The sequence below is a fragment of the Paenibacillus mesophilus genome (assembly GCF_005938385.1).
Classification (GTDB): Bacteria; Bacillota; Bacilli; order Paenibacillales; family NBRC-103111; genus Paenibacillus_AB; species Paenibacillus_AB mesophilus.
The window spans coordinates 258,682-274,191 of sequence record NZ_VCRA01000010.1; the positions used below are offsets into that span (position 1 = coordinate 258,682).

The 15,510-nt window shown below is 57.3% G+C and carries 13 protein-coding genes; 7 read left to right on the forward strand and 6 right to left on the reverse strand.

Annotation, left to right across the window (positions count from 1 at the left end):
• Window positions 1-70 precede the first annotated feature (70 nt).
• A complete protein-coding gene (locus FE783_RS19720; RefSeq protein WP_138881093.1) occupies window positions 71-1,390 on the forward strand; it encodes an ABC transporter substrate-binding protein in 1,320 nt (439 codons plus the stop codon).
• Between the two features lie 53 nt (window positions 1,391-1,443).
• Here FE783_RS19720 and FE783_RS19725 read toward each other — a convergent pair whose 3' ends face one another.
• From FE783_RS19725 to FE783_RS19750, 6 genes are all read right to left on the reverse strand, one after another.
• Entirely contained in the window at window positions 1,444-2,778 is a 1,335-nt protein-coding gene (locus tag FE783_RS19725; protein ID WP_158301917.1) for an ABC transporter substrate-binding protein, read from the reverse strand.
• Window positions 2,779-2,909: 131 nt separating this feature from the next.
• Window positions 2,910-4,955 (reverse strand): glycosyl hydrolase family 28-related protein, encoded by a 2,046-nt coding sequence (locus FE783_RS19730; protein ID WP_138881095.1) that lies wholly within the window; start codon window positions 4,953-4,955, stop codon window positions 2,910-2,912.
• A gap of 147 nt (window positions 4,956-5,102) precedes the next feature.
• Window positions 5,103-5,924 carry a helix-turn-helix transcriptional regulator gene (locus FE783_RS19735; RefSeq protein WP_138881096.1) on the reverse strand — a complete coding sequence of 274 codons (822 nt, stop codon included), beginning with the start codon at window positions 5,922-5,924 and terminating at the stop codon, window positions 5,103-5,105.
• 162 nt (window positions 5,925-6,086) lie between these two features.
• Window positions 6,087-9,056: a DEAD/DEAH box helicase gene (locus FE783_RS19740; RefSeq protein WP_238403162.1), complete on the reverse strand. Its 2,970-nt coding sequence runs from the start codon at window positions 9,054-9,056 to the stop codon at window positions 6,087-6,089.
• Window positions 9,053-10,669: an SWIM zinc finger family protein gene (locus tag FE783_RS19745; RefSeq protein WP_138881097.1), complete on the reverse strand. Its 1,617-nt coding sequence runs from the start codon at window positions 10,667-10,669 to the stop codon at window positions 9,053-9,055. The genes FE783_RS19740 and FE783_RS19745 overlap by 4 nt, the downstream gene beginning before the upstream one ends.
• Window positions 10,670-10,738: 69 nt before the next feature.
• Window positions 10,739-11,245, reverse strand: coding sequence for a GNAT family N-acetyltransferase (locus FE783_RS19750; protein ID WP_138881098.1), 507 nt, complete (start codon window positions 11,243-11,245; stop codon window positions 10,739-10,741).
• 119 nt (window positions 11,246-11,364) lie between these two features.
• Here FE783_RS19750 and FE783_RS19755 point away from each other — a divergent pair, with 119 nt between their 5' ends.
• The 6 genes from FE783_RS19755 (at window position 11,365) to FE783_RS19780 (ending at window position 15,311) form a co-directional block, all read left to right on the forward strand.
• Complete coding sequence (locus FE783_RS19755; RefSeq protein ID WP_138881099.1) at window positions 11,365-11,814, forward strand: hypothetical protein; 450 nt, start codon at window positions 11,365-11,367, stop codon at window positions 11,812-11,814.
• Window positions 11,814-12,164, forward strand: coding sequence for a hypothetical protein (locus tag FE783_RS19760; protein ID WP_138881100.1), 351 nt, complete (start codon window positions 11,814-11,816; stop codon window positions 12,162-12,164). Before FE783_RS19755 ends, FE783_RS19760 begins: the two co-directional genes overlap by 1 nt.
• Entirely contained in the window at window positions 12,164-13,432 is a 1,269-nt protein-coding gene (locus FE783_RS19765; protein ID WP_138881101.1) for a glutathionylspermidine synthase family protein, read from the forward strand. The genes FE783_RS19760 and FE783_RS19765 overlap by 1 nt, the downstream gene beginning before the upstream one ends.
• Before the next feature lie 106 nt (window positions 13,433-13,538).
• Entirely contained in the window at window positions 13,539-13,976 is a 438-nt protein-coding gene (locus FE783_RS19770) for a DUF350 domain-containing protein (protein WP_138881102.1), read from the forward strand.
• A gap of 125 nt (window positions 13,977-14,101) precedes the next feature.
• Complete coding sequence (locus FE783_RS19775; protein WP_138881103.1) at window positions 14,102-14,287, forward strand: hypothetical protein; 186 nt, start codon at window positions 14,102-14,104, stop codon at window positions 14,285-14,287.
• Between the two features lie 187 nt (window positions 14,288-14,474).
• A complete protein-coding gene (locus FE783_RS19780) occupies window positions 14,475-15,311 on the forward strand; it encodes a sulfurtransferase (protein ID WP_138881104.1) in 837 nt (278 codons plus the stop codon).
• The last annotated feature ends 199 nt before the right edge of the window (window positions 15,312-15,510 follow it).

Here is a 15,510-nt window from a genome sequence, read left to right on the forward strand (position 1 = left end):
AGCCCCTGTCGTAAGTCAGGGCGGTAATTCCGTTAAAGTTCCTAATCAATGAACAATCGGGGGGATTGGCATGAGACGGAAACAAGGTTTCATCTACGGAATCGCACTGCTGTCGGTTTTCGCCGTCTTTATCGCGGGGTGCGGCAAGACGAATGACCCGGCGGGGAGCGCTGAAGCAGGCAAGGAGAACGGAGCTGCGGGCAAAGTAAGCGATGCGCCCGTCACGCTGACCGCCGCCATCGACGCGGTTATTATCGACAGTGCGCTGGAGGCGTTGATCAAGGATCAACTGAAGAAGAAGCATCCGAACATTACGCTGAATATTGTTCAGCCGGCGAAAGGATCGACTTTGGACGAGTTGATCGCTACCGGGACGGTTCCCGACATCGTGTTCACTTACAGCGGCAGACTGACGTCCTATCAAGACAAAGGCATCCTGTACGATATGAACGAATTGCTGAAGACCCATAAGTTCGACTTAAGCCGCTTCGAGCCGCAGATGATAACCGACACGAAGGTCGGTTCGGCGAACGGCGAGCTGTACGGCATCCCTTACAGCCGCAACTTTCACGCGTTCTATTATAACAAAGACATTTTCGATAAATTCGGGGTGGCGTATCCGCAGGACGGGATGAACTGGGACCAAATTCTCGATCTGGCCAAAAAAGTAACGCGCAACGAAGGCGGAACGCAATATCGGGGTATCGATCCGGGTAGCGGCATATCGTGGATCTACCAGCCGCTCGGGATCGAGGCGGACGACTATAAGACGGGCAAGGCGACGCTCAATAACGACAAGTGGAAGAAAGTGTTCGAGCTTGTCAAGGCGATGTACACGATTCCCGGCAACGAGCAGAAAGGGACCGCCATAGACAACTTCCTGAAGGAAAAAAACTTGGCGATGATCATGTACACGAACATGTTCTCCCAATTGGAAGTCCCGACGAAGGAAGGGTTCAACTGGGACGTCGCTCAATACCCGAGCTATCCGGAGCGGCCGAACATTTACGGAAACGCCAGCGTCAACATTATGACGATTACGAAGCAGAGCAAATATAAAGATCAGGCGCTTCAGGTCATCAGCGTGGCGACATCCGACGAGGTGCAGCTGGAAAGCTCGCGGCAAGGGCGTATTTCCCCGCTGCTTAAGCCGGAAATTCAGGCGGAGTACGGTAAAAGCCTCGACATTTTGAAGGGCAAGCGCATCCAGAGCATTTTCAAGAGCAAGCCGGTTCCTTATCCGAACTCGTCTCCGTACCGGTCCAAATCCGAGGCGATCGCGGTCAAATATTTCAAGGAGTATTTGGCCGGAACAATCGACGTGAATACGGCTCTAAGCAAAGGGGAAGATGAAATCAACAAAATGCTTGCGGCCGAGAAAGCGAAATAAAAACGCGCGAAAGCCCCGTCCGTGAAGGAGCAGGGGCTTTCGTTTTCTTAGACTTACTTCGCCGCATCCGCCTCGATCGTCTTGTTCATCGATTCCTCGGCTTCGCGGAGCGCCGTGTTCACATCCTGCTTGCCGGTCGTGACGTTGACGAGAGAGCTGAATATTTTGCCTGCGGCGGTACTCGTGTACGTGCTGACGAACGAAGGGGCGGCGAACTTCTCGGGCAGCATCGCCTTCGTGTTTTTGCCTTTGTACATGGCCGACTCTTGGCCGAACGCCTTGCGGACGGCGTCGCTTTTCAGCAGGCTGAGGAACAAGCCCTGCTTCGATTTCTCCAAATGGAACGGCTCGGTGGACAAGTAGGACAGCACCTCGAACGCTTCGTCCGGCACTTTGCTCGTCGCGGTAATGAAGAAGTAGAACGGATACGCTTGCGGTCCTATGCCGGGAGCTTCCTTCAAGGTAGGGAAGGAGGCGATGTCCCAGTTCATGCCCTGCAGCTCCGCTTCGGTATGCATCGTGCTCACCGGCATCCACATGGCCGCTCTCTTATCCTTCGTAAACATGTCGCGCTGCTTGCCCACCTGCATTTCCGCATTGGTCCAATCGTATCCCGGCAGCGTGTAGAAGCGCGAGACGTCCGACATAAACTTGTTCCATTGGTCGTTGTTGAGGGTGGCCTTGCCGGTTTTCGGGTCGATCATGTTCAAGGACAGCTGGTTGCGCATCGCCAGGTGGGAAGGGGACATGACGGTTCCGTAGTACTGGATTCCGCCGTCCTGCCGCGTCAGCTTGCGCGAAAGCTCGTACGTATCGTCCCAGGTCATGCCGTCTTTCGGATACGGAACCCCGAATTTGTCGAACAGGTCTTTGTTGTAATAGATCGTGGCCGGAAGCGTATACATCGGAACGCCGTATATTTTGCCGCCTCCGATCTGCTTCAGCATGTCGACGCTGGTCGCCTCGAACCGGTTCAGATCGAAGCCGTTTTTCTGGATGAGCGGCGTAATGTCCCGTTCCATCTTGGACTTCAGCAGGAAGTTGTAGATTTGGCCGATCGACATGAACATGATATCGACTTGCGTTCCGGTCGTCACGAGTTCGGTGATTTGATCGGCTTTTCCGTTATACTTGATGAATTTCGGCGTAACGTGCGGGTATTTGGCCTTGATCGGGTCCCCGAACTCCTTCATGAATCGGGCCTCATCCCAGTCTGCGCTCGGATGATAGAAGACGAGGTCGATCGGCTTCGCCGGGGCGGCCGCCTTGGCGTCGTCCTTCGGTTTCGCGGTGCCGTCCGGCGCGGAGGAGGATTGGCTTCCGCAAGCGCTTGCGAGCAGAAGCGCGGCGATCGTACAGGACATTATTATGTTTCTACTACGTTTCATTGCAGTGACCCCCTTATGTTCATGGCTTGCATACACAAAGCATAGCATGGGAGGATATAAGCGTCTTGCCACCAACGTGTCGACATGGCCGCGCCGTTTATCCCATATTGCGGTTATGCGGGCGTCCCCGTTTACGCCTCGATCGCCCCGAACGCTTTCCAGGTTCCCGGAGTACCGGCTGCGACGCATATCCAGCCGAGATGACCGGCGGCCGCCGGAGCCTCGTTATAGATGACATCGCCGATATTCCAAGTACCGGAAGCGGGAGCCGAAGCGCCATAACCCTCTTTTTTCCAAAAGCCGGATGCATTCGTCTTGACCGCGACCCTTCCACTGTCCGCAATCGATACTCTGGAGCCGATACCGCCGGCCATGACGGGCAGCCGGATCGCTTCAAGAGGCACGGACCCTTCGAACAGCAGCTTTTGCGAGGCATTGTAGACCCCTACATAATCGGTAATAGCGGCCGGATTGACCCCGTCCTTCAGAGCGAACGTATTGTGGAAGCATTTATAAGAATAGTTGCTGCTCGCCCTGTCCCGTATAAAGATGAAATCGGTAATGGTCGGAGCCGCGTCCGTCTGCATGATGACATTGTTCTGGATCGTGCAGTCGCTCTCCAAGGAAGGGGAGAGATAAAGCGGAACCTTGTTGCTGAACTGGGCCGTGCTGCTGATCGTTGTCCCGCAGTCGACCAGCTCGTTGTTCGAGATCGTCAGCCCTTTCACTTTGCCCAGATCGAAGAAGATGCCCGATGACGGACAATTGACGATTTTATTGCCTACGATCGAGAAATTGACGGCAAGATTCGTCTGGTTGCCGTTCTCGTAGCTCGAGATTGCGCCGAACGATTTTAAAGGAAATTTGCTGATGTACGACGTATCGACTTCTCTTTCATACCGGATCGTATTGTTCGTGATCGCCAGATTCTCGTAAGAAATCGAAGTGGCGCCGCCGTAGATCGAGATCGCCCTGCAGGCGCCGACAACCGAACTGAAATTATACTGATTCGGGTTCATGTTTATCGTATTTCCCGTGACGATCATATTTTTGAAGCCAACCGTCGCATTGGCGGGGCTCAACGACTGCGACCAGATCAAAATCGCCTCTCTCGATACATCGAATGTATTGTTGGCGCAAATCTGGTTCACGTTCGTCCCGGATTGGGAAATTCCGGTCAAATTCGCGCCGATCTGAAAGTTGGAAATCGTGTTCCCCGTCAGTACGCAGCTGGAAGAATGGGTTTCTATGGCCGTTCTCGGGGCGAAAGCCCAACTGGCGCCTTCGAAGTGGCAGCCGGTTATAATCAAGGAGTCGCACGTCGAGTTAATAAACGACTGGTCGAAATCGCTCCCGTTGCCATTGCCGCCGGACAGCCAAGTGCAGTTCGTTATTTTGACATGCTTGCCGTTACTCGTCCCTTTCGGAAAATAGAAGCTGACCACGCCGTCGGCATTGCGGATCGTGCAATCAGTGATGACGATCTGGTTATATCCCGCCGTAGACGAGTAGTTGCTGATCGTGGCTCTAAGCTTGCCTTCATACTCCGCAACGGAAGCAAGCACGTTGTTCTGGCGGTTGTGGTCGAACGACAGCGAGTCGGCGTGAAAGCCGGCCAGTTCGACGGTAGTATTGGCAAGGCCGATGATGCCTCTGTAATTTCCCGCGCCGTTCTTGACCTTGATGACGGAGGAAACACCCTGGCCGCATATGGAGAAGGTTGACTTGTTGGTAATAGAAAGAATATACGCGGAGGGGCTTGCAGGAGATACTAGATAGGTACCGGCCGGAAAAAACACGGCCCCGCCCGTAGGCGTCTGATTGAACGCCAGCTGGATGGCCGCCGTATCGTCGGTCGTTCCGTCGCCGACGGCGCCGAAATCTTTGACGCTGACCCATTCGGCCAATTTGGCAGTGAGGGTGCGGACCGGCCCGGTGGAATGTTGGTAGGTGACGTCCGTAGAGGGGATCGTCGCCTCGACGGCATCCACCTTCGTCAGATTGAACAGCCCTCCGGTTACCGCGGCTACTCCCGCGATTCCTACGGAAGCGAGCAGCTTTCTGCGGCCGATCAGCTTGCGGCCCGTCTCTTGCGGAATCCGCACGGCGTCGCCGTTCCCCTCGTCTCCTCCGAATTCCGCTGCTTGGCCCTTCTCGGACCGTTTGTTCATGTCCATTAAAATCCCTCCCGATCTATACTCTTATTTAAAAGCGCTTTCACAAAAAATATAGCACGGCCGCCGATACGCGTCTTGCTTCGTGCGTGTCGACATCGCCGTGCCGTTTATCCGAAATTGTTTTCTTTTTTGCGCGAGTGCTGCCTGTCAGACGAACTTGCGGAATTGCTCGGGCGTCATCCCGACGAGACGTTTGAAATTGCGGGAGAAATGGGTCAACTGCTTGAATCCGACCTGGAAGCTGACCTCCGTTACGGTCCGTTTCTTATCGAACAGGAAGAGCAGCTTCGCCTGGCTGATTCTCCGTTTGTTGATATATTCGAATACGGTCATGCCGGTCAGTTCCTTGAAAATTTTCACCATATAAAACTTGCTCAGGTGGACGTTGTCGGCGACCCGCTCCAGACTCAGCTCCTCCATGTAATGCTGCTCGATGTAGGAGAGGACGTTGCGGACGTTGGCTTCTTTGATCAAGAGGGGCGACTGCTCGGCCAGATCCGCCTCGCTGCACTCCCAGATGAACAGCAGCAGCTCACAGAACGCATTGCGCAGCCGGTTGAAGCCGAGAGGGCCGGGCTGCTGCGTAAACCGGTCCAGCTTCATCAAAATGTGCTCCACCTCGGCTCTGCGGTCGCCCGCGAGCCGCCAACGGCGGTTGCGGATCGTGCGGAAGGGCAGCAGCAAATCGATGGAGCCCGGGGATTGGACGAACGGCAGTGTACTGACTTCGTCGAACCGGATCATCGTGCGCTCGCACGATTGCATGCCGATCGGGCCGTGCTGGCTCATGCCGTTCATGATGAGAAGATCGCCGGGCGCAAGCTCCATGAACGTTTCGCCGACCAAATACGTACAGCCTCCGTCGTGCACGTAATAAATTTCATACTCGGGATGACTGTGGAACTTCGAAGCCATCTTGTAATCTTTGCGGTAGGCAAATATGTCGAGCAACGAATAGTGGTGCTCCATCCGGTATGCTCCTCTCACGCCAGTCGGCGAGTCGGTCCCTTAGGAGACCGCTTACATCCTTATTGTAAAATAACGCGAACGAACGTTCAACGACATGCCGAAAAAGCCGTCCGCATCGTTCCGGAGAACATACGGACGGCTTCACCGCGCAGCGCGGGAAGGTCAAACTTCAATCCACTCCCGGCGAAGGGCGAACAAATCTTTCAGCTGGTCGGTCGACAGCTCGGTAATCCACTGTTCTCCGCTGCCGATAATTTGGCGGCTCAGCAGCGACTTGCGCTCGATCATTTCGTCGATCTTCTCTTCCAGCGTCCCGAGCGTAACGAACTTATGCACCTGCACCCGTTTCGTCTGGCCGATTCGGAAGGCGCGGTCGGTCGCCTGATTCTCGACGGCGGGATTCCACCAGCGGTCGAAATGGAAGACGTGATTGGCGGCGGTCAAGTTCAGACCGATCCCGCCCGCCTTAAGCGACAGCAGGAAGATGCCGCAGTCGTCCTCGCCCTGGAACCGGGCGATCATCCGGTCACGCTGCTCTTTCGTCGTCCCGCCGTGCAGAAACATGACCTCTTCGCCGAGTTCCTTCGCTGCTGCCCGCTGCAGCAAACGTCCCATTTCAACAAACTGGGTGAATATGAGGCACCGGTCGCCTTCCTGACGCAGCTCCTTCACCATGTCGAGCAGACGTTCGAGCTTCTGCGAGCGGCTGCCCCGGTCGGCCGAAGCGGATGTTTCCTTCGAATAGGTGGCCGGGTGATTGCATATTTGCTTCAGCTTCGTCAGGACGGCGAGAATAAGCCCGCGCCGCTCCATCGGGGGCAGCCGGTCCAGCCGGTCGAACAGATCGGCGATGACGTTCTCGTACAGTGTCGCCTGTTCCACCGTCAACGACACGTAAGTCTTCGACTCCATCTTTTCCGGCAAATCGAGCTCGATCGCCGGATCGTTCTTGACCCGGCGGAGCAGAAACGGCTGCGCCAGCCGCTGCACCTGATCGATCAGCTCCTTGTCCTGCGACTTCTCGATCCGGCTCGCATAACGCTGGTTGAACGCGCGCAGATTGCCCAAGTATCCCGGATTGATGAAGTCGAAGATCGACCACAACTCGGTGAGCCGGTTCTCGATCGGCGTGCCGGTCATGGCGATCCGGTGATCCGCTTCCAGCTTGCGGATGGAAGTGGACTGCTTCGTATAAGCGTTCTTGATATTTTGCGCTTCGTCCAAGCAAATCGAGCTCCAGCGGACCCGGCTCAGCTCGGCTTCGTCCAGATGCGCCAAAGCGTAAGAGGTGAGCACGAGATCGCAGCCTTGCAGCGCATCGGGAAAAGCGTCTCCCTTCACCCGGTTCGGTCCGTAATGCAGCCGTATATTCAATTCAGGGGCGAACCGCTTCAGCTCCTTCTGCCAATTGCCGAGCACCGATGTCGGACAGATGAGCAGGGAAGGCGTTTGCGGCGGCTCCTTCTCCTTGACCGCGAGCAAATACGTAATCCACTGGATCGTTTTGCCGAGGCCCATATCGTCGGCGAGACAGCCGCCCAGGCCGAACCGGCGCAGAAAGAGCAGCCAGGACGAGCCGAGCACCTGGTAATGCCGCAGCGAGCCGCGGAATCCTGCAGGCGGCTCCAGCATAGGAACGGTCTGGGCGTTCTTCAGCTGCCGGATGAAGCCGCGCAAATGCTCGTTCAACTCGACTTCGACGCGCAGCATTTCCGCGTAGTCGCGGGACTCCGCGTCCGCTTCCGCCTCGTCCTCGCCGTCGCGCGCGCCGAGCAGATGCATTTCGAGCACGTCGCGGAACGAGAGCCCTTTTTTCTTGCGCACTTGCTTGATCCACTGCTGCACTTGCTGCAGCACTTCCGGGTCCAGCAGCACCCAGCGGCCACGGATGCGCACGAGCTGACGATTATTCTCGACCAGACTGCGGAATTCGGTCTCGGCGAGCTCGGCATCGCCGATTGCCATCCGCCAGTCGAATTGGACGATACCGTTCAGTCCGAACAGCGATTCGCCGGAGGAGCCGAAGCCCGGGCGGATTTTCGCCTTCAGGCGGGGCTTCGTCCGGCGCAATTGCTCCCACCATGCCGGGAGCAGCACCGTTTGGCCGAATTCGGCCAGCATGATGCTCTTGTCGGTAAGGAAATCCCAAGCCTCGGCATAGTCGATCTCCGTCCGGATGGTCGGCGCCTCGTCCGGCCCGGCGGAACGTAGCCACGGAATGACCGCGACCCATCGTGCGACAGACTGTCGGATGCGGGATACGTAAGGTAGCCATCCAGCAGGGCAGTCGCTGTCCGGATAGCCGGACGCGTCGCACTCGACGATCCGGTTCGGCTCTTCCCGGTCCTGCAGCACGATCGCGAGCGACCAAGTTTCTCCCTGATCGGGTTCGGACAAGCGCAGAGCGGGCCGGAACGGGGCGTCGTCCGGATTCCAGCCGATAGAGACGAGCCAATCGTCCTCATCCGTCCACAGCACGTCGGACCATGGCTGGAGTGTGGCGGAAGAGTCGTCTTCCGGTTCGCGATCGCTTCCGGCTTGGACGTCGGGAGAACCCTCGGCAAGCCGGTCCGCAGCGTCGTCCGCATCGGCGAAAGCCGCCCCGGACCTGGCCGCACGCCGCCTTCGTTCCTCGCCGCGCAGCACGATATCTTTGTCCGGGTACCGCTCTTCCATGATTAGCTGAATCCAATCGTCCCAGAAAGGCGGCAGCGGTTCCCCCGACCCGGTCATGCCGTAGTCGGCGCCTTTCAGCCGCCAGCCCCAGCTCCCGGCTTTCCATTTGGCAAAGTCGGGGATGAGGGTGCCGTCCCGGAGCGCTTCCGCTATGACGAGCGACAGCTCGGAGAGCGACTGTGCGTCTTCGCTCCATATCACCGTCGCATGGCCGTTCCAGGATGGGGAGACGATGTAGCCGGGCGCTTCGGCGGCCGGAAGCAGCACGCCTTCCTTGCCGTCCAGCTCCAGACTGTCGATGAACGTCCCATAGAAGGACGGCTCGTGCCAAGCGAACAGCAAAGACTTAAGGGCGAACGCATCCAGCGGGCGGCCTCCCTGCTCGGCCCGCAGCCAAAAAGAACCGGACGTCATCCATCTGCAGTGAACCGTGATCGGCGCTTTCGTCATCGTCATCGAAGCAACTTTCCTTTCGTCAGTTCCTCCCGGAAAGCGCGCAGCCGCGAGTATTGCTGCGACAGCTTCCGCAAAAACAGCTCGTAGCGCTCCGGTTGGCCGGCTTGAGTATACAGCGAGGCCAGCTTCTTCATGAGCCGGATCGCTTCCTTGTAGGCGGTGCGGTTTTTTTGCAGGATGCACCGTTCGATGCTCTGATGGTACAGCGGGAAGACGAGCGTCGGATCGTGCGTCTCGGCGGCGCGCAGGTCGGACGGGTACAGCTCGAATACGGCGACACGCTCGGCCAGATGATACTCGGCCCAATCCCGGAATCTTCCCGTTTTCACGAGAAATTCGGTGTATACGTAGTAGCTTGCCGGCAGCATCGACACGAGCGCACGCGCCCATTCGTCCTCGCGCCCGAGAGGTTTGGACGCCTCCGCCGCATACGAGCACAGCTTCTGGAACAAATCCCGATCGGTCTTCCTGCACTGCGGCAGGAGCCATTGGAGCCATAGCCACAGCCGCTCCCATTGTCCGGTACGGCGGAACTCGCCCGCATAGAACAGGCCTTCCTCCGGATGGAAGGACGCCGTTTTGCCTAACCGGCTCCAAGCTTCCTTGTCCAGTCCGGTCAACACGTCAAAGTGGGCTCTCGCTTTCAGCAAGTCGTCTCTTGCCGATTCGGTTAAAGGGGCGAAATCGGCGAGAATCCGCTCGAGGCGGGCGGCTTCTTGCTCCATCCACGCTTCCTGCCGGAGCAGCCGGGTCCACAGCAGCCGGTATACGTCCAGCCAGCGGACATACGGAACGGCCGGTTTGGCCGTCATCGCCTCGGAAGCGAAGGCGCCCAAGCTGTGAAGATGGTCGGGCCAGCGGCGGGCCGTCTCCACGGCATCGATCTCGTCCGCGGTTTCCTCCAGCCGGCGTTCCAGCATTTCGGCCGTTTCTCTATAGTTCAGAAGGCGGGGAGCGGTTCCCTGTCCTCCTGCATCGTAGTCTCGCTCGAGCTTCTGCAGCGCATATAACAGGCCCATGGCCGTCAGCAGCTTCTTCGTCCCCGGCAGCCACCAGGTAGACGGCCGGATAGCCGTCTGCACGGCCGCGCTGTAATACTCCTCGATATCGTACTTCCACTGGTTATGCCGTTCGGAGAAGGCGGCGAACTCGCGCTCAATATGGGCGAACCATTCCTCCGGCGCGGCGCTTTCCTTCAAGGAGACGGTGGCGGGCTGAGCGGAAGGGAGCAGTGCGGTTTGCCGGTGAAGCTTCGAACCGCTTCGGGCGACGCGGGGTTCTTCCTGCCTCAGCTTCCAATCTTTTACGAAAAAATCCGGCCTGGCGTATGCCGAATAGGCGTAAAAAAACACGGCAGCCATATGCTCGCAGCACCCTTCATAAGGACAGCTGCATTCGCTCAACCCGAAGAAGTCGAGATCCAGCTTGACGTCGTATACCTCGCCGCCTTGAACCTTGGACACGATGGCCCGGCCAGGCAGCACCTCGGTATTGTACACGTACCCTTTCTGCTGGAATTCGAGCCCGCGTTCGACGGTATGCAGCTCGAAGTGGCGGCGTATTTCTTCGCCGAGCCGTTCGAGCTCTTCACGGGTAATTTGCGTTTTCAGCATAGGCTTCCATCAGCTCCGATTCGAAAATCCCGTTATTATCGTTCGAAAAATGATTATTGTAAGCTTTTATTATACCACAGTCGGCCTTGGGCCGCCTTCATAAACCATGCAGTGGAACTCGTCGGGTCCTGTAGGCGTATTCCGGACATAGGTGTCGCGGATCGCGAAGCCTGCCTTGAGATACGCACGCTTCGCCCTGACATTGGCGGTTAATACCTCCAGATCGATTCTGTTCTGCGGCTGCCGCTGCATGGCCCGGCCGACGATAGCGCCCGTGAAGGAAGGTCCGAGTCCTTGTCCGCATAAATCGGGACGCAGTCCGAGGCCGAGACGCGTCCATCCGACCAGCGGAAAAAACTGAGCGAACCCGCACAATTCCCCGGTATCGTCCAGAACCGCTTCGAACTGTTCCTTGCGGATCCCGGGATCCCCGAATTCCTCGGAACGCGCTTCGAGCTCCTTCCAAGGGGACCAATTGAAGACGGAGTAGGGTTCGGGATACCGCCATAAGCAGATTTGTTTGCCGTGCTCCTCCTCCATCGGAACGAACAGCCACTTTGGCTCGGATTGTTCCATTTGGCTACCGCCTCCTTTTCATGTATTCCCATTGTACCGAAAAGTTTACGGAAAATGGGAACCATTTTTCAATTAAGTGCGTATATATCGTTAGCTTGGGTATGAAAAGGAGGGCTTCGATGGCCAGACTCGAGTATAGGCTGTTCGATGAGCAACGCGGATTTCCGGTATTGTACTACTACGATTTTATCGATAAGGACGAAATCTCGCTGCGTTTCGCATGCGACTATTTGGTAAAGGACCGTGTCGTATACGAGAAGACGTCATGCGCGATCGAGCCGAGGACGTACGTCATTTATGTGAAGGTGGCGGAGGACGAACAGGCGTCGACGGTCGGGACGGGGCTTCCGGGCTTCCGGGGAGGAATTCGGATCGAGCTCAGGGAATATAGGGAAGGGACTTCCCACTACCCGGTCATTCACGTGTACCAGTTCCAAGACGATGACGACGCGCTGCTTCACCTGCAAAGCGACTTTTTGATGTGGGACGGAGTCGAATGGGAGAAGACGTCGGCGGAAGTCGACGAAGACCGGAAGGTGTACGTATATTATGCGGAGCCGGTGTCCTGATGTTCAACACGAAACGGCAAGGAGGAGTGGCTTTGGGCGGGGAGAGCGGTAAAACCCGCAAGCTTGTCAGTTTGTTCGTTGCGGCGGCTTTGATCGCCGCGCCCGGATGCGGCAGCCGCCAGGCGTCCGCCGGGGACTGCTGGGACAGAAACGACGACGGGTATTGCGATGACGACGGCAGTGTGGCAGGCGGCGGAGGCGGAAGCGGCTATTATTATGTGAACGGAAGCAAAGTATACCCGAGAAGCGGCGTGTCGAAGTCCGACGGGAGTTATAAAGCTTCATCCGGCATATCCAGCGGGGTGTCGAAGGGCGGCATCGGCAGCTCATCGGGGTCCAGCAGCAGCTGATGCCGCAAGGAAAGGGAGGAAGCCTGTTGGGTTACGAAGCGTGGAGGGAGCGGCTGTACGGGCCGCTTCGCGAAGAAGGGCTGTTCACGTGGGACCGGATGTACGACGAAGAATACGCGCTCGCGACCATTTTGCCGATCTCCGAACGGGAACGCCGGGAAATTGCGGAGGCGACGGAGCGGCTCGGAGCGGTATTTACGCGGACGGTTCGGATCGTCAGGCAAAGCGGGGAAGAGCTGTTCGAAGAGCTCGGGCTGCCGGAGGCTACCTGGGGTGCGGTCCGTATCGCGGTATCCGAGCAATTGCCGACGGTAATCGGGCGATTCGATTTTGCTTGGACGGATGAAGGGCTGAAGATGCTCGAATTCAATGCCGATACGCCTACCAGCATCGTCGAAGCGTACCATGTGAATGGCCGCATATCCGCGGAGTACGGAATGGCCGATCCGAATGAGGGGATGGCGGCGCATATCGGGGAAGCTTTCCGTGAAGCGGTGGAGGCATACCGGCTTGACGGATACCGGACCGGGAGCATCGTCTTCAGCGCCTTGGACTGGCATGAAGAAGACGCGGGAACAACCCGTTATCTCATGCGGCAGTCGGGGCTTGAAGGAGCGAGGTTCGCCGCGCTTGCCGACTTGCGCCTATACGAAGGCCGGCTGTGTCTGCTGCGGGACGGCAAGCATGAGCCGATCGATCTGCTGTACCGGCTCCACGCCATGGAGAAGCTGGCCGAAGACCGGGATACCGACGGTTACCCGACCGGGTCTCATGTGCTCGACCTCATCGCGGAGCGCAAGCTGGCCGTGTTGAACCCGCCGTCCGCGCTGATCGCCCAGACGAAAGCGCTGCAGGCGCTCATCTGGAACTTGTATGAAGCCGGCGAATTTTACGACGAAGCGGAGCGGGAAGCGATTCGGTCCTATATGCTGCCGACCTATATGGAGAACCGTTTCGAGGGACGATGCGCTTATGTGACGAAGCCGATTCTGGGCCGCGAGGGCGGCGGGGTCACGCTGTATGAAGCCGACGGAACGTTTCTGGAGCGCGATGGTGAGGCGCTGTACTGGGAGCAGCCGATGATTTACCAGCAGCGCGTCGAGCTGCCGACCGTAACGGTTCGCCGCGAGGGAGGTACGGCTGGTGCAAGGCTGCTCTGGGGCTCGTTCTGGATCGGGGGTCGCGCTTCGGCCATCGTGGCTCGCGCCGGGGGACGCATAACCGGCAACCTCGCTTATTTCGTCCCTGTCGGAATGGAGCGATCCTGAACGGCGGGACACGGGGCAAATGGAACGCAAGATGCTTATGTCCGCTGGGCATGCGGAATAACTGTAGATTCAGCGAATTTACAGGGTAGATGCGGGGAGGATTTACATGAACGAGCAGTTGGCCAACTTGTTGAATTTTATTACGTATTTGGGAGTGACGCTGCCGATACTGCTTTTCGGCATTTTGGCGTTTATGGTGACGACTCCTTATAACGAATACAAGCTGATCCGGGAAGGGGCCGACACGGACGATCCGCGCAAAATCAACGCGGCCAAGGCGGCCGCCCACGATTTGGGAGGCAAAGTGATCGGGCTCTCTTTGGTGCTGGCGTCGGCGGTGTTCCATTCGGTTTCTTTGCTCGACTTGGCGATGTGGGGCATACTGGGCATTATATTCCAAGTCGTCGTGTTTTATATTTTCGAGCTCGTTACGCCGTTCCGCGTCGTGTCGGAAATTCCGAAGGGCAACGTAAGCGTCGGTATTTTCGCATCCCGTCTGAGCGTGGCGACCGGGCTTCTGATGGCGGCATTAATCAGCTATTGAAGAAGAGGGGAAAAATGGCTATCCGCCATTTTCTTTTGATGCTTTGGACCTATCCATACCCGTAGAAAAGCGCGGCTCGGCATGGTATGATAAGGAAAATGCTTAATTCACGGAGGGATAGTCGGATGAGCTTCAATATCGCCGGAAACCGCGTGGAAGGGATCATTGTTCAGGCGATTTCGTCGGGAAAATCCACGGCCCAGCAAGTTGTGCAGCAGCAGATCAATGAAGTCAAGAACGATCCGGCCAAAAATATGCGGGAAATGCAGCAGCCGTCCGGATTGAGCAGCTTTCTGGACATTAAAGTATAAACGATCGGAAGACGCCGGGGAACGTTCCCCGGCGTTTTTGGAAGCAATCTTGGGTACCTTAAGAGGTACCGAATACCGCTTCGCCACGGGGCTCCACGGATGTGGGGTCTTTTGCAATTAAGGAGCGGTCGGCGTTTCGGGAATCGAGAGCGGACCGCCTAATAAAAATAGCGAGGAGCGATCTCGGATGGGAACTATAGTAGATTTTAGCTGGCTGCTGGAGCATTTGAACGACTCGAACGTCATCATCGCCGATTGCCGGTTTGCGCTGGGCCAGCCGAATACCGGAAGGACGGCCTATGAGAGCGGGCATATACCGGGCGCCGTCTATTTCGATCTGGAGCGGGATTTGTCGGCGCCGATCGGCGAGCACGGGGGGCGGCATCCGCTTCCCGACGTCGCTTTGTTTGCCAGAGCGCTCGGACAAGCGGGCATCGACTCGTCGAAAACGGTCGTCGTATACGACGATCAAGGCGGTGCGATGGCTTCGAGATTATGGTGGATGCTGCGCTATGTCGGGCACGACAAGGTGAAGCTGCTGGACGGCGGGTTCGGCTCGTGGCAAACGGCCGGCCATCCGGTCTCGACGGAAACGCCGAAAGTGGCGGAGACCGTATTCCGCGCAGTACCACAGCCGGACATGCTGCTGTCGATGGAGGACGTGAAGTCGCGACTCGGCGCAGCCGGCACGACGATTATCGATTCGCGGGAGCCGAGACGGTATTTGGGGCTCGAGGAGCCGATCGATCCGGTGGCCGGCCATATTCCCGGAGCAGTTAACCATTTCTGGAAGCAATCACTCGACGAGGCGGGCCGTTGGAAGCGAGCGGAAGGACAGCGCGAGCGCTTCGCCGGGCTGAATCCGGATGAAGAGATCGTCGTCTATTGCGGCTCCGGCGTAACCGCCTGCCCGAACGTGCTGGCTTTGACGGAAGCGGGCTTCACCAATGTGAAGCTATACGGGGGCAGCTGGAGCGATTGGATCTCTTACAGTGAGAACCCGATTGCGACGGGAGAAGAGTAAGAGTCGAGAGGCTTCAACAGCAACAGTTATTTTTGCCAAAGTATTCAAAATGCACACCGGCATCACTGCTTCCGAGTACAGAGAGCTGTTGTTACGCGGAACATGGAGAAAAAGCCGCAACTCGCCGATAGCTGAACGATCAGTCCATACTCGCATGCCGACAGGAAACACTGTCGGCTTTTTCACTTCCCGTGAAAAT